Genomic DNA, 16526 nt, shown 5'->3' on the forward strand with positions numbered 1-16526 from the left:
CGGTGCATTCACTCTTTGCATGGAGTAGCCAAAATGAACCAGAAAATTCGCCTTGGATCCCTTTCTGTCCTGCTGTCTCTTTTGGGCGGCGGACTGTTGATCAGCCCCGCGCAGGCCGTTGATGCTCCTCGTGCGATGGGGCAGGACACTGGGCTCGACATCCTCTTGACCCAGAAGGCGCGCGACATTCTGGAGCTCGTTCGTCTCGTGGATGGCCAGGCGCGCAGTCACCGGGTTGAGGTGTCAGCAGATATCGCCAACGGTGTAGTGACCGTAGCGCTGGATCGGGTCTTCCTTCCTGCCGATTACGGACCGTCGTTCGAGGATCAGCGAAGCGAGATCAGTTTTGGACTACTGCATTGGGCCGAGCAGGCGGCGCCGTTCAGTCGTGTCGTTTTTCTGTATGACGGGAAAGAGATCGAATACTACTTTCCCGAGATAAAGGCTGCGGACGACGCGGCGCGGGAGGCGGGAGAGGCGCTGCGGCGGATGCGTGGAGCGCCTGGTTCCGGGATGGCATTTGTCGCAGCCGGACATGGGTATTTCTATAGCTACAAGGACAACCGGTGGGTGACCTCGAGAGATGAATGGAATGGCGTCTCCGAGGGGTTGTTGACTCCGTCGTACGCCGCGGACCTGAAGGCGGTGATCGAGCAAAGGAGCCAAATGCCTGTCGTCCGTCCGCGCGTTCAGATCACGGGGTCGACTCATCCGCAGAGTGGTGAAGAGTGGTGGACCATAGCTGCGCGCTACGCAATTGCGGAGCAGTATCCGGCCGAGACAAAGATATGGAATACGTACGCAGGCAGTGCGCTTTGGGATCGGGAGGAGCGTGAAGACATCAATAGTCGGCCGCTGCTCGCAAACCACCACGGCGCTGAGGTAGCGATTCATCTGCACAGCAATGGAGAACCCTCGGGGGCGGCACGCGGCACTCGTGTGATCGTGCAACCTGGTAGGCCGATGGATGCTGCCCTTGCACAGAGTGTCCTGTGCTCGATGAAGGAGCTGATTCACTCGCTACCTGAGTATGGGGCGTTCACCGTGGCTCCCGCTCCGCACGCGCTGAACAAAGGGGAGAACCGCGAGGCGCACATGCCATCGATCATCGTAGAGACGGCATTTCACACGAATCCGGAGGATGCCAAGGCATTGCAGGACCCCGTCTTCCGCTCGGCGTCGATGAAAGGCGTGGAGAAGGGCTATCGCCTGTGGGCATCAGGAAAGAACTGCGAGCCCCTGGCATTGCATCCGGTGCCGGATACCGACGTGCCGATCCAGGCGGCCCGGGACATTGAACTGGGCTATGCCGGGAATCCCCAATATCCGTTGTCTGTGGAGCTCTCGCTGACGTCCTGCTCGGAGGCGGGCGCATGCACGCCTTGGGCGACGACGTTCGATGACCCTGCCAAACCGCTGACCATCACTCTCGCCTGCAATGGCCCAGACCCGGGTGTCGCGCGCTGGAGTGCTGTACTGCGCGACGCGGATGGCGTTGCCACGGCACCGGTCGAGTTCTCGCAGGCGTGCGTGCGGGCGTGAAGGCTGGCATCGGTCCGCCAGGCATGGCCTGGCACTACTGAAAGTACAAAGGCCGGCGCTTTCGCGCCAGGCCTTTGGCCTGGGTCGAGCATGGCTCGACGCTACAGAAGCAGGTTAGCTTCTCAGCTGGCCTTGCCCTGCGCGTCCAGGTAACGCTCGGCGTCCAGTGCGGCCATGCAGCCGAAGCCTGCCGAGGTGATCGCCTGGCGGTAGTGCTGGTCGGCCACGTCGCCGGCGGCGAACACGCCTTCCACCGAGGTCTGGGTGGCGTTGCCGCCCAGGCCCGAGCGGATTTCCAGGTAGCCGTTGTTCATCGCCAACTGGCCGTCGAACAGGGTCGTGTTCGGGTGGTGGCCGATGGCCACGAAGAAGCCGTGGGCGTCGATGTCGCGGGTGCTACCGTCCAGGGTGGACTTCACGCGCACGCCGGTCACGCCGGCGTCATTGCCCAGCACTTCCTCCACCTGGTGGTGCCAGACGGTCTCGATCTTGCCTTCGGCCACCTTCTTGAACAGCTTGTCCTGCATGATCTTTTCCGCCTTCAGGGTGTCGCGGCGGTGGACCAGGTAGACCTTGCGGGCGATGTTGGACAGGTACAGCGCCTCTTCCACGGCGGTGTTGCCGCCGCCGACCACGACCACGTCCTGGTCGCGGTAGAAGAAGCCGTCACAGGTGGCACAGGCGGACACGCCGCGGCCCTTGAACTCGTCTTCGGTCGGGATGCCCAGGTACTTGGCGGTGGCGCCGGTGGAGATGATCAGCGCGTCGCAGGTGTACTCGTGGCTATCGCCGATCAGCTTGAACGGGCGCTGCGACAGGTCGGCCGTATGGATGTGGTCGAAGATGACCTCGGTCTCGAAGCGCTCGGCGTGGGCCTGCATGCGCGCCATCAGGTCCGGGCCCATCAGGCCGTGGGCGTCACCCGGCCAGTTGTCCACCTCGGTGGTGGTCATCAGCTGGCCACCCTGCTGCAGGCCGGTGATGACGACCGGCTTCAGGTTGGCGCGGGCGGCGTAGACGGCGGCGGTCCAACCGGCCGGGCCGGAACCGAGGATGACGAGGCGCTGGTGGCGGGAGGGCAGGCTGGTGCTCATGTAAACTCGCGAAAAGGTAGATGGGACAAGGCGCTGGCGATGTTTGCGCAGCATCCGTGGCAGGTCATAGAGTGGCGGCTGGGGCAGGGCGATTCAAGCCGATGAACAGAACGCCGTCATCCAGCGGTGGTTCCGGCCCTCTGATTGCCCTGTCAGATGTCGCATAACTGAAAACTGACGCCGTCTCATTTATTATCAATCACTAACAGCGCATTCCAAAGGTATGGTCTAAGGTGGCGAAGCAGGTCCCCGAACGCTCCAAGTCCGACGACAGCAAGGCGTCACGTCGCACGGCCGCGGCGGCGACGACCGACAATCCACGCCGCCAGCGCCTCTGGCGCGATCTGGGTCTGATCGCCATCGCGCCAGCCCTGCTGTACCTGGCGGCCAGTCTTTTCACGTATTCAGCGACTGATCCGGGCTGGTCGCATACCGGCAGCGTGGTCGCGCCGGTGCACAACCTGGGTGGCCGCGCCGGCGCCTGGATCGCCGACGTGCTGCTGCAGCTGTTCGGCTACATCGCCTTCCTGCTGCCCGTGGTGCTGGGCGCGCTGGCGTGGATCGCCATGTTCGGCCTCAAGCGCGAGAGCAAGGGCGAGAACGACCTGGACCCGGCGCTGCGCCTGGTTGGCCTGGTCGGCTTCCTGATCGCCGGCACCGGCTTCCTGCATGTGCGCCTGTTCAGTGGCGATGTCTCCAGTGCCGGCGGCATCCTCGGCAAGCTGGTCGGCAATTCGCTCACGGTGGGCTTCGGCGCGCTGGGGGCGAACCTGTTCGTGCTGGTGCTGCTGCTGGCCTCGATCACCCTGGCCACCGGGCTGTCCTGGTTCACGGTGATGGAGAAGATCGGCCGCGGCGTGATGTCGCTGGCGCCGTTGCTGGCGCGCAAGAAGGAAGAAGTCACCGAGTGGCAGCAGACCCGGGTGATGCGCGAGGAGCGCCAGGAAGTGCGCAAGGCCGATGCCGAGGTGCGCGCCAAGCGCGAGCCGGTGAAGATCGAGCCGCGCCCGGAGCCGGTGATCGAGAAGAGTGACCGGGCCAAGCGCGACACGCAGATCCCGATGTTCCGTGGCGTCAACGGCGACGGCTCGGACCTGCCGCCGCTGGCCCTGCTGGACGACCCCAAGCCGCAGCCGGTGGGCTACGACAAGGAAACCCTGGACGCGTTGTCGCGGCAGATCGAGTTCAAGCTGAAGGACTTCCGCATCGACGCCCAGGTGGTCGGCGCCAACCCGGGCCCGGTCATCACCCGCTTCGAGATCGAGCCCGCGCCGGGCATCAAGGTCAGCCAGATCAGTTCGCTGGACAAGGACATCGCGCGCGGCCTGTCGGTGAAATCGGTGCGCGTGGTCGACGTGATTCCGGGCAAATCGGTGATCGGCCTGGAAATCCCCAACGTCACCCGCGAGATGATCTACCTGTCCGAGCTGCTGCGCTCGAAGGAATACGACAAGTCGGCCAGCGTGCTGACCCTGGCGCTGGGCAAGGACATCGCCGGCCGCTCCACCGTGGCCGACCTGGCGCGCATGCCGCACCTGCTGGTGGCCGGTACCACTGGTTCGGGCAAGTCGGTGGCGGTCAACGCGATGGTGCTGAGCCTGCTGTTCAAGGCCTCGCCGAAAGACCTGCGAATGCTGATGATCGACCCGAAGATGCTCGAACTGAGCGTCTACCAGGGCATCCCGCACCTGCTGGCGCCGGTGGTCACCGACATGAAGGAGGCCGCCAACGGCCTGCGCTGGTGCGTGGCCGAGATGGAGCGTCGCTACAAGCTGATGAGCGCGGTGGGCGTGCGCAACCTGGCCGGCTTCAACAAGAAGGTGAAGGAGGCGCAGGACGCCGGGCAGCCGCTGATGGACCCGCTGTTCAAGCCGAACCCGGAACTGGGCGAGGCGCCGCGGCCGCTGGAGACGCTGCCGTTCATCGTCATCTTCATCGACGAATTCGCCGACATGATGATGATCGTCGGCAAGAAGGTGGAAGAACTGATCGCGCGCCTGGCACAGAAGGCGCGTGCGGCCGGCATCCACCTGATCCTGGCCACGCAGCGCCCGTCGGTGGACGTGATCACCGGCCTGATCAAGGCCAACATCCCGACCCGCATCGCCTTCCAGGTCAGCTCCAAGATCGACTCGCGCACCATCCTCGACCAGTCCGGCGCGGAAACCCTGCTGGGCCACGGCGACATGCTGTACCTGCCGCCGGGCACCGCCATGCCCGAGCGCGTGCACGGCGCCTTCGTCTCCGACGAGGAAGTGCACCGCGTGGTCGAGCACCTCAAAGCGATGGGCCCGGCCGACTATGTCGACGGCGTGCTGGACGAAGTGCAGACGATGGGCGACGGCGTGGTCGTCGGTGCCACCGGCCTGCCCGAGAACAGCTCTGCCGGCGATGAGTCCGACCCGTTGTATGACGAAGCGCTGCGGGTGGTCACCGAGACCCGCCGCGCTTCGATTTCCGGCGTGCAGCGCCGGCTGAAGATCGGCTACAACCGTGCAGCGCGACTGATCGAGGCCATGGAAGCGGCCGGCGTGGTCAGCCCGCCCGAGCACAACGGCGACCGTACGGTGCTGGCACCGCCGCCGCCGAAGTAAGGCCCGACGTATCCCCCACGACGTCCAAGGAACCGACGCATGCTTCACCCCGTACCAAGCGCGCTGGCACTGGCGCTGGCAGCCTTCCTGGCTGCCGGCCCGGCACTGGCAGACACCGCCACCTCCGCGCCCGCCACGGCGCCGCCTTCCACCAGCGGCGATACCGAAGCCAGCAATAATTTCAGCATTGTCCGTTACCGCGCCGACTACCAGGTGCGGCCGGATGCGGGCAATGTGCAGACCGAAACCTACGAAGTCCTGCTCAAGACCAAGGCCTCCGTCGAGCAGTTCAGCCAGGTGCGGCTGAGCTACAGCGAAAAGATGGAGACGCTGGAGGTGCTCGGCGCCTACACCATCACCGCCGATGGCCAGCGCCGCGACGTGCCGGCCGACCGCATCTACACCCAGGAGAGCTACTCCAGCGCTTCGGCGGCGATGTATGCCGACCGCAAGGTGCGGGTGATCGTGTTCCCGAACCTGGCGCCGGGCACGCGCCTGTTCTACCAGGTGCGCCGCACCCAGGCCACGCCGTACTTCCCGGGCTACTTCGGCCTGTGGGAAACCTTCAATGTCTTCACCGAGTACGAGGACGCCGAGGTCACCCTGAGTGCGCCGGCCAACCTGCCGATGTTCGTCGACAGCCGCGGCGTGCAGGGCAGTGATCGCCCAACGGTGAAGAACGGACAGGCACAGTGGCGCTGGCGCTACCAGCGGCGCGAAGCCATGCCAGCACAGAACTGGTCGGCGGCGGGCTGGGAGTTTGGCCCGAACATCATGGCGAGCACCTATCGTGACTGGTCGCAGATGGGTCGCGCCTACCAGCTCAAGGCCGGCCCGGCCGCGCAGGTCACGCCGGAACTGCAGGCACTGGCCGACCAGGTCACCGCCGGCATCAGCGACCGCCGCGAGCAGGCCGATGCGCTCTACCGTTGGGTGGCGCAGAACATCCGCTATGTGGCGGTGTACCTGGGCAACGGCGGCCTTGAGCCGAACAGCGCGCAGAGCATCCTCGACAACCACTATGGTGACTGCAAGGACCATGTGACGATCCTCGAGGCGCTGCTGGCAGCCAAGGGCATCGCCAGTTCGCCGGTGCTGATCGGTGCCGGCGGCGGCCCGACGCTGCCGAAGATCCCGGTGCTCGGCCGCTTCAACCACGCCATCACCTACATCCCCGAATTCGATCTGTACTTGGATTCGACCACCGCGTGGGCGCGCTTCGGGCAGTTGCCGGAAGGTGACCTGGGCGCACCGGTGATGCGTACCCGCGACGCTACGCTGGCGCGCACCCCGGCCAACACGCCGGAGCGCAATGCCACCTCGATGGAAGTGCGTTTCACCTTCGACGCCAACGGCAACCTGCGCGGCGAGACCATTCCGAAGCTGGGCGAGAACGCCGAGATCGGCATGCGCGCCCAGTTCTCCCAGCTCAACGCGCAGAATCGTGCGCGCGCCGAGGAGCAGATCATGGCCGCGTCCGGTTTCGACGGGCGAGGGCAGCTGCAGATCCAGGGCGTGCCGGTCGACCTGACCCGGCCGTTCGGCTATCGCATGGCGTTCCAGGCCGAGGACTACGCCGACTTCAGCGTGGCCGGCGGCATGGCCGTTCCGGACCCGCCGGGTGGCGAGTCGGTACGTGGGCTGTACGCCACCGCCTCGGCGCCGGCCAACGAGACGCCGTTCTACTGCAATGCCAGCCTGCGCGAGGAAACCTACCGCCTGCAGTTCCCGGCCAATGCACCGATCATCGCCATCCCGGCGAGCCAGCGTTTCACCAACGCCGCCGGTGAGTATCGGGTGGACTGGAGTCGCGAGGGCCAGGACGTGATAGTGCACCACCGCCTGCAGCAGAACGCGGTGCGTGGGCCGGAGGCGTTGTGCCAGCCACAGGACTATCCGGCGTTCCGCGCGCTGTACCGCGAAGTGCGTCGTGGCTTCCGTGGCCAGGTGCTGTACGGCAAGCTGCCGGGCTCCGGCGGCTGAATCGCCGATGGACGTTCAGGGCGGCATAATGTCGCCCTGATCGCCCATTCATCTTTATTTGGGCACACTGGCAACCACCTTTCCTGGCGCCCGCGCCCACAGGATTCCCGCATGAACTTCCGCTTCCGCCGTTTCCTTGCCGCCACCACCCTGGCCGTGGCCTGCGCCGCCGCCGGCAGTGCCTGGGCTGGCGCCCGCGATGACCTGAAGACCTTCACCAGCGGCCTGAAGGGCCTGGATGGCCAGTTCAGCCAGCAGGTGTTCGACAGCCGTGGCAAGGTGAAGGAATCGACCAGCGGCCGGGTGGCCCTGTCGGCGCCACGCCTGTTCCGCTGGGAATACGTGCGTCCGCACGAGCAGCTGATCGTGGCCGACGGCAAGAAGGTCTGGATGTACGAGCCGGACCTGGAGCAGGCCACTGTTCGCGAGCAGGGCAAGGAAGAACAGAACAGCCCGCTGACCGCGCTGATCAATCCAGCACTGCTGGAGCAGCAGTACGACGTCAGTGAAGAGGCCGCGCAGCGCGACGGCCTGCAGTGGCTGTCGCTGTCGCCGAAGCGCGAGACCGAAGCCAGCTTCCAGTACGCCGCGCTGGGCTTCAACGCGCAGGGTCTGGCCAAGATGGAGATCACCGATGCCGTCGGCCAGCGTACCGTGATCAGCTTCAGCGGCTGGAAGCGCAACCCGGGCTTCGCTGCCGGTACCTTCAGCTTCACCCCGCCGAAGGGCACCGACGTCATCGGTAATTGATCGGGGACGCCGGGCATGGCCCGGCGCTAACTGCTCTGGAGGGTGCCAACCGGCACCGCCTTGGTGGGTGCCAACCTTGGTTGACTCGCTTTTGATCTGCCGGCCAGCGGCCGGCACTACCGAACCCTGTGGCCCGGCGCAAACTGCCTTGGTGGGTGTCAACCTTGGTTGACACGCTTTTGATCTGCCGGCCAGCGGCCGGCACTACCGAACCCTGTGGCCCGGCGCAAACTGCTTTGGTGGGTGTCAACCATGGTCGACACGCATTTGATCTGCCGGCCAGCGGCCGGCACTACCGAGCCCTGTGGCCCGGCGCAAACTGCTTTGGTGGGTGTCAACCTTGGTTGACACGCATTTGATCTGCCGGCCAGCGGCCGGCACTACCGAACCCTGTGGCCCGGCGCAAACTGCTTTGGTGGGTGTCAACCTTGGTTGACACGCATTTGATCTGCCGGCCAGCGGCCGGCACTACCGGAATCGTGGTCACCCGGCGCGGTACAATGACCGTGTGCCAAGACATCGCTCCACTTCATTCCCCGGCCCCGATCTGCTGAGCGTTGATCGGGAACACATGCGCCCGCTGGCCGAGCGCATGCGCCCACGCACCCTCGACGAGATGGTCGGGCAGAAGCGCCTGCTGGCCCAGGACAGCGCGCTGCGCCGCGCGGTCGAATCCGGGCGCGTGCATTCGATGATCCTGTGGGGGCCGCCGGGCTGTGGCAAGACCACGCTGGCGCTGCTGCTGGCCGAATATTCCGACGCCGAGTTCCGTGCGATCTCCGCGGTGCTGTCCGGCCTGCCGGAAGTGCGCCAGGTGCTGGCCGAGGCTGCGCAACGGTTCGCCGAAGGTCGCCGCACCGTGCTGTTCGTGGACGAGGTGCATCGCTTCAACAAGGCACAGCAGGACGCGTTCCTGCCGCACATCGAGCGCGGCACCATCCTGTTCGTCGGCGCCACCACCGAGAACCCGTCGTTCGAGCTGAACTCGGCGCTGCTGTCGCGCTGCCGCGTGCACGTGCTGGAAGGCGTTTCGCCCACCGATATCGTCGAGGCGCTGGAACGTGCGTTGGGTGATCGCGAACGCGGCCTGGGCGAGGAGGGCATCGAGGTCGCCCCCGAACTGCTGCTGGAAATCGCCACCGCTGCCGATGGTGACGTGCGCCGTGCGCTGACCCTGCTGGAGATCGCCGCCGAACTGGCGGGCGGGGAGGGTGGTCGCATCACCCCGCAGACCCTGACCCAGGTGCTGGCCGACCGTACCCGTCGCTTTGACAAGGGTGGCGAGCAGTTCTACGACCAGATCTCGGCGCTGCACAAGTCGGTACGCAGCTCCAACCCGGATGCCGCGCTGTACTGGCTGACCCGCATGCTCGATGGCGGTTGCGACCCGTCTTACCTGGCGCGCCGGCTGACCCGCATGGCCATCGAGGACATCGGTCTGGCGGATCCGCGCGCGCAGAGCATGGCGCTGGAAGCCTGGGACATCTACGAGCGGCTGGGCAGCCCGGAGGGCGAACTGGCGTTCGCGCAGCTGGTGCTTTACCTGGCCAGCACCGCCAAGTCGAATGCCGGCTATGCGGCGTTCAACCAGGCCAAGGCCGATGTGCGCGAGAGCGGTACCGAAGAGGTGCCGCTGCACCTGCGCAATGCGCCGACCAAGCTGATGAAGGAGCTGGGCTACGGCGCCGAATACCAGTACGACCACGACGCGGAGGGTGGCATCGCGCTGGACCAGACTGGTTTCCCGGATGCGATGGGCGAACGGGTGTACTACAACCCGGTGCCGCGTGGCCTGGAGATCAAGTTGAAGGAAAAGCTGGACCGACTGCGCGCCGAGCGCGAAGCGGCGCGGGCAGCGAAGGGGCGCTGACCCGGTTTATGTAGCGTCGAGCCATGCTCGACTTCGCTCTTGCACGGGCTACAGGCGCCCTCTGGAGCAGCAGTCGAGCATGGGGCGACGCGACATTGTCCTGCGCGCCGGCATTTGGCACACTGCGTGGCTACTTTTTCAAGGATGGATGCCGTGCAGGAAATGATTCTGCCGTTGAAGCGTTACGCCCAGTTTGATGGTCGTGCCAACCGTCGTGAGTACTGGATGTTCCAGCTGTTCATGCTGATCGTCTCAGCCGTGCTGATGGTGCCGCTCATTGCCGGGCTGGTGATGCAGTCCGACGTCCTGGGCGTCGCGTCGATCATCCTGTTCGTCGTGTTCTGGCTGGCTACCTTCCTGCCGGTCATCGCTGTCACCGTGCGTCGCCTGCATGACTGCAACCAGTCGGGCTGGATGTACCTGTTGGCCTTCGTTCCGTTCGGTGGTCTGGTGATCTTCGTGTTCGCGCTGATGCCGGGTACGCCGCAGGAGAACGCATATGGTCCGGTGCCTGCGGGTCCCTGACATGGCGTGAGTCGAGCATGGCTCGACGCTACAGAGGCAAAGAAAAGAAGCCGGCGTTTTGCCGGCTTCGTCTTCACTTGATGCTGCAATCGCCGAAGGACAGGTAGTCGGTGCCGGAGCTGAACTGCAGCGTGCAGCTGGCGGTGAAGGTCGCACCTTCTTCCAGGGCGCCCAGCCTGGCGGCCTGCTGTTCGTCGTCGGTGGTCAGCCGGGCCAGGACATTGCCCTGGTCGTCGCCGGCCTCGATCAGCGGTTCACCCGCCAGGTTGCTGGAAACGCTCAGTGCCACGGCGGTGAACGTCACCGTCTGGTTGAGTTGGTCCATGCTCAACGTCGAATTGCCGGCCTCTTCAAAGGCCTGGTAGAGCGACGGCAGATCCTGCGCGGCGTGGGCGGCCAGCGGGGCGAGCAGGCCGAGGGACAGGGCGATCAGTGCGGTGTGCTTCAAGGGTTCTCACAATCATGGGATCCGATCCCATGGCGGTTGTGTGCAGATGAACGCGACCCGGATGGCGGCAAGTGCCCGCCATCCATGGCTGCGCTGTAAGCGGGGCGATCCAATGCCCCGATGGGCGGCAAAATAGGGGAATTGCTGCCCCTTGCGCAACCCGGGCATGCGCGCGCGTGATACACAGCGTGACGTTCGATCGATGTGATAATCATTCGCGTTTAAGGTAGACTGCGGTCCCTTGTGAACCGGCGGCCCTGAGCCGCTTCTGCCGCCGCTGATGAAGCATTTCGTCCCGCCTTCGCGCCGTGGTCCGCTGGCCCGCGGCCTGGCCGCCTTGATGATGGGTCTGCTCCTGGCCACCCCGTACGCGCATGCACAGCAGCGCAATCCGCTGCAGAAGATCGGCCATACCGTGCTCGATGAGGCGGCGGCGAGCTATCGTTTCGAGCATTTCGTGGTGGACAGCCCAGACCAGCAGCGCCGCTGGCGGGTGAACCTGGCGATCCCGGCCAAGGCCGGCAAGACGCCATCGCCGGTGCTGTACGCGCTGGACGGCAACGCCGTCGCCATGGTCCTGGATCAGCCGTTGCTGGCCGAGCTGGCCGCGCGCAAGGCGCCGCCGGTGCTGGTGCTGATCGGCTACGACAACGACCTGCGCATCGATTCCAAGGCGCGCACCCGCGACTACACCGCGTGGATCGACCGCGCCGATGACGAGAGCGGTACGACCCAGGCGGTCGGCGGTGGCGCCGCAGCCTTCCTGGATGTGATCGAACGCCGCATCAAGCCGGAAGTCGAGCGTCGCGCACGCATCGATACGCAGCAGCAAGCGCTGTGGGGTCACTCGTTGGGTGGGCTGTTCGTGCTCAATGCGTTGTACACCCGCCCCGCCGCCTTCCAGTCCTATCTGGCCGCCAGCCCGTCGCTGTGGTGGAGCCAGGGTGCGGCCCTGGGTGATCCGGAACAGCAGTTCGTGCAGAACGTGCACGGCCAGCCGGCAAGGCTCTGGCTGATGCTGGGCGGTGCCGAGCGTGTCGGTGATCGCGGCAAGCGTGACATGAACAACCCGCGCGTGGTCGCGCACCTGCGCCGCATCGGCGGCGCCACCCCGGATGCCGCGATGCAGTTGTCCGAGCGGCTGGGCAAGGTGCCGGGCCTGAGCGTGCAGTACCGCGAGTTCGACGGCCTCGGTCACGGCCCGATGCTGCCGGCGTCGTTCCACGCTGCGCTGCATGAGCTGTACGGCGTGACCGACCGCAGCGCCGGCGATGGCGCGCCCAACGGTGGTGACAACGCCGCCGAATGAATCCCTTCGCACGCGATGCCGTGCGACCCCACTACCCAGGCGAGGCTGCCGACGTGCAGCGGCCCAGGCAACCGATGAATCCCGCGCCATGTGGCGCGGCCTACGTGTGCAAGGAGCCTTCCATGTCGTTCCGTCCGTCTTTCCGTCTTACCTCTCTCGCCGCCGGTCTGCTGCTGGCAGTGACCGCCACCGCCCAGCCGGTGTTCGATCAGCCGGCCAACGCCACCTTCAAGGGTGAGGTCGTCTCACGCGGTGAGAACGTGGTTCCCGGCAGCACCGCCGATGTGGTCGGTCGTGGCTTCGTGCCGGGCCAGAAGGTCAGCCTGTTGCGCGGCGACAGCGTGCTCAACGCCCAGCCGGTGGTGGTCGATGCCGATGGCAGCTTCAAGACCCAGCTGAGCATTCCGACGGACGCGGTGCCGGGCACCCATCCGGTGGTGGTGCGCGCCAGCCAGCCGGCTGCGGCCACGGTGCTGAAGCTGCGCGTGTCGCCGCAGCTGCCGCTGTCCGGCCAGGCGCAGTTCGCCACCCAGTCCAACAAGCTGGTGCCCGGCCTGTACCAGTCAGCCTACAGCGCCGCCAGCAATGCGGTGTTCGTGACCTCGGCGGTCGGCCGTCCGCCGGTGACCCAGTCGCAGCTGCTGAAGCTGGACCCGAAGTCGCTGAAGGTGACCAAGGCGATCACCCCGGCGCAGGTGCCGGGCAGCACCAATGGCGCGGTCTATGCGGTCTACGGTGTGGGCGTGGATGACACCAACGGCAATGTCTGGGTGACCAATACCCGCCAGAACTCGATCGCGGTCTACCGCCAGAAGGACCTGTCGCTGGTCCACCAGTTCCCGGTCGACACCGTGCCGCACGCGCGCGACGTGGTGGTCGATGGCACCCACGGCAAGGTGTTCGCCTCGGCCACGGGTGAAGACCACCTGTCGGTGTTCGATGCCAAGACCTTCAAGGAGCTGCCGGCAGTGACGCTGGAATCCGGCGTGGATGACGGCAAGTTCACCCCGATGAGCCTGGTGCTGGACGAGAAGGCCGGCAAGCTGTTCACCGTCAGCATCGGCACGCCGGAAGCGGCGGTGATCGATGTGGCCAGCGGCAAGGTCGAGAAGGTCATCGACCTGGGCAATTCGATCAGTGCCTCGGGCGTGGCCTTCGACGCGGCACGCAACCGCCTTTACGTAGCCTCGCAGGGCACCGACAACCTGCTGATCGTCGACGTGGCGGCCGGCAAGGTGCTGCATGACGTGCCGGTCGGCGCCGGTGCGCTGAACGTCGCCTTCGATGATGCCTCCGGCCTGGCCTATGTCAGCAACCGTGGCGCTGGCACGGTCACCGTGGTGAATGGTGACGGCAAGGTGGTCGCCAACCTCGATGGCGGCACGCTGCCGAACCATGTCCGCGCCGACGGCAAGGGCAACGTGTTCGCGGTGAACAAGTCGCGTGGCGCCGAAGACCCGAAGGGTGACCGCATCACCCGCATCACCCCGAAGCAGTAAGTCACACGGCGGGGCGGCGTGCGCGTCGCCCTGCCAGCAAGGAGAACATTCATGAGCATCGTGTCCCGTCTGCGCCTGTGTGCGCTTCCGTTGGCTGTTTCGCTGGCGCTGTCTGCCTGCAGTGGCTCGTCGACGCCGCCTGATGGCCAGAAGGCCGCCGAGCCGCCCGCCGCAACGGCCGCTGCGGAAACCGCGCTGCCGGCAGGCTGGCAGCGCGTGGCCGGTGCCGAGATGCCGGCGGTGCATGACCAGAAGGCGGTGCTGCCGGCCAAGGTGCATTCCGATGACGGCGCCGATATCGAGGTGGTCGATACCGGTCGCATCATTGCCGGTGGCGACGACGTCATCGCGGTGATCGAGGCGCTGGGCCTGGGCAAGCAGGTATTTGCCGCGCCGACCAACACCACCACCCAGGCCGGCCTGGCCGCGCCGCACCAGTTCCTGTTCAACCGAACCACTGGCGTGGAGGGCGTGCTGAGCCTGCAGGGCTCGCTGTTCCTCGGCAACAGCCTGCGCCGCCACACCGAGCTGGCCAAGAAGCTGCGCGAAGTGGGCGAACCGGCGGTGGTCATCGATGACCTGCAGCCAGCGCCGGATAAGGTGCGCAAGGTCGCCGCCGCACTAGGGCTGGCCGAGGCAGGGCAAGCACTGGCCACGCAGGTGCAGCGCCAGCTCGACGAGGCTGCAGCGATTGGCAAGGGCCTGGGCCATGCGCCACGAGTGATCCACGTGTCGGCTACCGGCGCCGGTGGCTCACCGACTGTTGCCGGTGCCGACAGCGCCTCGGCGCAGCTGATCGCGCTGGCTGGCGGCGTCAACATCGGCACCGAGGCGGGGGTGAAGAACTACTCGCAGCTGAGCAACGAAGGCGTGGTTGCTGCGGCACCGGAGGTGATCCTGGTGACCGAGCATGACCTGCAGCTGTTCGGCGGTGCCGAAGGCCTGTGGAAGGCGTACCCGACGCTGAAGCAGACCCCGGCCGGGCAGGCCAATCGGGTCTGGGTGATGCCGGATGTGCAGCTGAAGTACACCAGTGTCGGTTCCGGTGCTGGCGCGCTGGCGCTGGCCAAGGCCCTGGCGGCGTTGCCGAAGGCATGAATCCGGCGGATCGGCGCCGCCGTCGCGGGCGGACGATGTTGCTGGTGGCGTTGCTGGCACTGCTGGGGGCAGTGCTGGCGTCGTTCGCCGTGGGTCCGTTGCGGTTGCCGCCGCTGGAGGTGATGCAGGCGCTGGCGGTGAAGCTGGGCCTGCTCGATCCGCAGGCGGTCAGCAGCCGCGACCTGGCCGTGGTCTGGCAGCTGCGCATTCCGCGTGCCCTGTTGGGCGCGATGGTCGGTGCGTCGCTGGCGATGGCCGGTGCCAGCCTGCAGGGCCTGTTCGGCAATCCGCTGGCCGACCCTGGCATCGTCGGTGTCAGCCAGGGTGCTGCGCTGGGTGCGGTGGCCGCCATCGTGCTGGGTGCTGCCGGTGCGGCCGGCTGGCTGGTGCCGGTGGCCGCGTTCGCTGGCGGTGCGCTGGCGATCGGCCTGACCTACGCACTGGCCCGGCCCGGTAAAGGTTCGGGCAACGCGACGCTGTTGCTGGTCGGCATCGCGATGGCTGCGTTCTGCTCGGCACTGATCGGGTTCCTTACTTACATCGCCAGCGAAAGCGAACTGCAGTCGCTGGTGTTCTGGCAGATGGGCTCGCTGGCGCGTGCCAATTGGGCCGATGTGGCAGCCGTGGTGCCGTTGTTTGCGATTGGCGTGTTTGCGCTGCAGCGACTGGCCACGCCGCTGGACATGCTGGCGCTGGGGGAGCGCCAGGCACAGCACCTCGGGCTGGATGTCACCCGCACGCGTCGTCGCCTGGTGGCGTTCAGTGCGCTGCTGGTGGGCGCGGCGGTGGCCTTTGCCGGCTCGATCAGCTTCGTTGGCCTGGTGGTGCCGCACGTGGCGCGCCTGCTGGTCGGCCCCGGGCATCGCTGGCTGCTGCCGTTGTCCGGCCTGCTCGGTGCGCTGCTGATCGTGGTGGCCGACACCGCCGCACGCACGCTTGATCCACCCGCGGAGATTCCGCTGGGCTTGTTCTCGGCCGCGCTGGGCGCACCGTTCTTCCTCTGGCTGGTGCTGCAGCAGCGCCGCAAGGCGGCCCCATGAGCGTGCTGCTGAAGCTGCACGAGGTGGTGGTGCGCCGCCAGCAGCGCGAGATCCTGCATGGCATCTCGCTGGCGTTCGAGCCGGGCACGGTGACCGCCCTGGTTGGCCCGAATGGCGCGGGCAAATCCACGCTGTTGGCGGTGGCTGCCGGTGACCTGCGTGCCGACGTGGGTGAGGTGAGCCTGCTGGGCAAGCCCTTGGCCAGCTACAAAGCGGGGCCGCTGGCACGCGAGCGCGCGGTGATGCCGCAGGAGCACGGCGTGCGTTTCGCCTTCAGCGTGGAGGAAGTGGTGGCGATGGGGCGGTTGCCGCATCCGCCGGATCCGCGTGTGGACGACGCGCAGGTGGAAGCCGCAATCGATGCCGCCGAACTGCAGGCCCTGCGCCTGCGCGAGGTGCAGCAGCTCTCCGGTGGCGAGTCCGCCCGCACCACGTTCGCGCGGGTGCTGGCGCAGGACACGCCGCTGCTGTTGCTTGATGAGCCGACGGCCGCGCTGGATCTGCGGCACCAGGAACGCACGCTGCGCAGTGTGCGCGCCTGTGCCGAGGCCGGCGCGTGCGTGATCGTGGTGCTGCACGACCTGAATCTGGCCGCCGGCTATGCCGACCGCATCGTGCTGCTGGAGCAGGGCAGGGTGGCGGCCGATGGCACGCCGCTGCAGGTGCTCACCGAAGATAATCTGCAGCGGGTCTACCAGCAGGATGTGGTGGTGCTGGAGCATCCGCGCCGTGGAGTGCCGCTGGTGGTGGTGACCTGAGTCAGCGTAGCGCGCT

The 16526-nt window shown here is 66.5% G+C and carries 13 protein-coding genes; 11 read left to right on the forward strand and 2 right to left on the reverse strand.

What is annotated here, in order from left to right; translation table 11 throughout:
• Positions 1-33 precede the first annotated feature (33 nt).
• Positions 34-1542, forward strand: a complete 1509-nt coding sequence (locus EGM71_RS10100) for an N-acetylmuramoyl-L-alanine amidase family protein (RefSeq protein WP_188489581.1) — start codon at positions 34-36, stop codon at positions 1540-1542.
• 122 nt (positions 1543-1664) lie between these two features.
• On the opposite strand, the gene trxB is transcribed toward EGM71_RS10100, so the two are convergent.
• The gene (gene trxB, locus EGM71_RS10105) at positions 1665-2636 is read right to left on the reverse strand and encodes a thioredoxin-disulfide reductase (RefSeq protein ID WP_057501125.1); all 972 of its coding nucleotides are present in this window, start codon (positions 2634-2636) and stop codon (positions 1665-1667) included.
• Between the two features lie 233 nt (positions 2637-2869).
• Here trxB and EGM71_RS10110 point away from each other — a divergent pair, with 233 nt between their 5' ends.
• The 5 genes from EGM71_RS10110 (at position 2870) to EGM71_RS10130 (ending at position 10358) form a co-directional block, all read left to right on the forward strand.
• Positions 2870-5230, forward strand: coding sequence for a DNA translocase FtsK (locus EGM71_RS10110; RefSeq protein WP_032127351.1), 2361 nt, complete (start codon positions 2870-2872; stop codon positions 5228-5230).
• Positions 5231-5269: 39 nt separating this feature from the next.
• Positions 5270-7213, forward strand: a complete 1944-nt coding sequence (locus EGM71_RS10115; protein ID WP_188489583.1) for a DUF3857 domain-containing protein — start codon at positions 5270-5272, stop codon at positions 7211-7213.
• A gap of 111 nt (positions 7214-7324) precedes the next feature.
• On the forward strand, positions 7325-7963 hold the full coding sequence (gene lolA / locus EGM71_RS10120) for an outer membrane lipoprotein chaperone LolA (RefSeq protein ID WP_188489586.1): 639 nt from the start codon (positions 7325-7327) through the stop codon (positions 7961-7963).
• 571 nt (positions 7964-8534) lie between these two features.
• Positions 8535-9833 carry a replication-associated recombination protein A gene (locus EGM71_RS10125; RefSeq protein WP_223224565.1) on the forward strand — a complete coding sequence of 433 codons (1299 nt, stop codon included), beginning with the start codon at positions 8535-8537 and terminating at the stop codon, positions 9831-9833.
• Between the two features lie 153 nt (positions 9834-9986).
• Complete coding sequence (locus EGM71_RS10130) at positions 9987-10358, forward strand: DUF805 domain-containing protein (protein WP_188489590.1); 372 nt, start codon at positions 9987-9989, stop codon at positions 10356-10358.
• 73 nt (positions 10359-10431) lie between these two features.
• Here the strand turns inward: EGM71_RS10130 and EGM71_RS10135 are convergent, their stop codons facing one another.
• A complete protein-coding gene (locus EGM71_RS10135; RefSeq protein ID WP_188489592.1) occupies positions 10432-10806 on the reverse strand; it encodes a hypothetical protein in 375 nt (124 codons plus the stop codon).
• A 280-nt stretch (positions 10807-11086) separates the two neighbouring features.
• Between EGM71_RS10135 and EGM71_RS10140 the strand changes: the two genes are divergently transcribed.
• The 5 genes from EGM71_RS10140 to EGM71_RS10160 all read left to right on the forward strand — a co-directional run bounded on the left by EGM71_RS10140 (position 11087) and on the right by EGM71_RS10160 (position 16510).
• Positions 11087-12115 carry an alpha/beta hydrolase gene (locus tag EGM71_RS10140; protein WP_188489594.1) on the forward strand — a complete coding sequence of 343 codons (1029 nt, stop codon included), beginning with the start codon at positions 11087-11089 and terminating at the stop codon, positions 12113-12115.
• 122 nt (positions 12116-12237) lie between these two features.
• Positions 12238-13614 carry a YncE family protein gene (locus tag EGM71_RS10145; RefSeq protein ID WP_188489596.1) on the forward strand — a complete coding sequence of 459 codons (1377 nt, stop codon included), beginning with the start codon at positions 12238-12240 and terminating at the stop codon, positions 13612-13614.
• A gap of 51 nt (positions 13615-13665) precedes the next feature.
• On the forward strand, positions 13666-14712 hold the full coding sequence (locus EGM71_RS10150) for a heme/hemin ABC transporter substrate-binding protein (RefSeq protein WP_188489599.1): 1047 nt from the start codon (positions 13666-13668) through the stop codon (positions 14710-14712).
• Positions 14709-15752 (forward strand): FecCD family ABC transporter permease, encoded by a 1044-nt coding sequence (locus EGM71_RS10155; protein ID WP_188489601.1) that lies wholly within the window; start codon positions 14709-14711, stop codon positions 15750-15752. The genes EGM71_RS10150 and EGM71_RS10155 overlap by 4 nt, the downstream gene beginning before the upstream one ends.
• On the forward strand, positions 15749-16510 hold the full coding sequence (locus tag EGM71_RS10160; protein WP_049467698.1) for a heme ABC transporter ATP-binding protein: 762 nt from the start codon (positions 15749-15751) through the stop codon (positions 16508-16510). Before EGM71_RS10155 ends, EGM71_RS10160 begins: the two co-directional genes overlap by 4 nt.
• Positions 16511-16526 lie beyond the last annotated feature (16 nt).

Source organism: Stenotrophomonas maltophilia, from assembly GCF_006970445.1.
Taxonomy (GTDB): Bacteria; Pseudomonadota; Gammaproteobacteria; order Xanthomonadales; family Xanthomonadaceae; genus Stenotrophomonas; species Stenotrophomonas maltophilia_AU.

Bases quoted from the DNA above. Each gene is read 5' to 3' on its own strand.
- EGM71_RS10100 (WP_188489581.1), top strand. From the start codon at position 34: ATGAACCAGAAAATTCGCCTTGGATCCCTTTCTGTCCTGCTGTCTCTT.
- trxB (WP_057501125.1), bottom strand. From the start codon at position 2,636: ATGAGCACCAGCCTGCCCTCCCGCCACCAGCGCCTCGTCATCCTCGGT.
- EGM71_RS10115 (WP_188489583.1), top strand. From the start codon at position 5,270: ATGCTTCACCCCGTACCAAGCGCGCTGGCACTGGCGCTGGCAGCCTTC.
- lolA (WP_188489586.1), top strand. From the start codon at position 7,325: ATGAACTTCCGCTTCCGCCGTTTCCTTGCCGCCACCACCCTGGCCGTG.
- EGM71_RS10125 (WP_223224565.1), top strand. From the start codon at position 8,535: ATGCGCCCGCTGGCCGAGCGCATGCGCCCACGCACCCTCGACGAGATG.
- EGM71_RS10140 (WP_188489594.1), top strand. From the start codon at position 11,087: ATGAAGCATTTCGTCCCGCCTTCGCGCCGTGGTCCGCTGGCCCGCGGC.
- EGM71_RS10145 (WP_188489596.1), top strand. From the start codon at position 12,238: ATGTCGTTCCGTCCGTCTTTCCGTCTTACCTCTCTCGCCGCCGGTCTG.
- EGM71_RS10150 (WP_188489599.1), top strand. From the start codon at position 13,666: ATGAGCATCGTGTCCCGTCTGCGCCTGTGTGCGCTTCCGTTGGCTGTT.
- EGM71_RS10155 (WP_188489601.1), top strand. From the start codon at position 14,709: ATGAATCCGGCGGATCGGCGCCGCCGTCGCGGGCGGACGATGTTGCTG.
- EGM71_RS10160 (WP_049467698.1), top strand. From the start codon at position 15,749: ATGAGCGTGCTGCTGAAGCTGCACGAGGTGGTGGTGCGCCGCCAGCAG.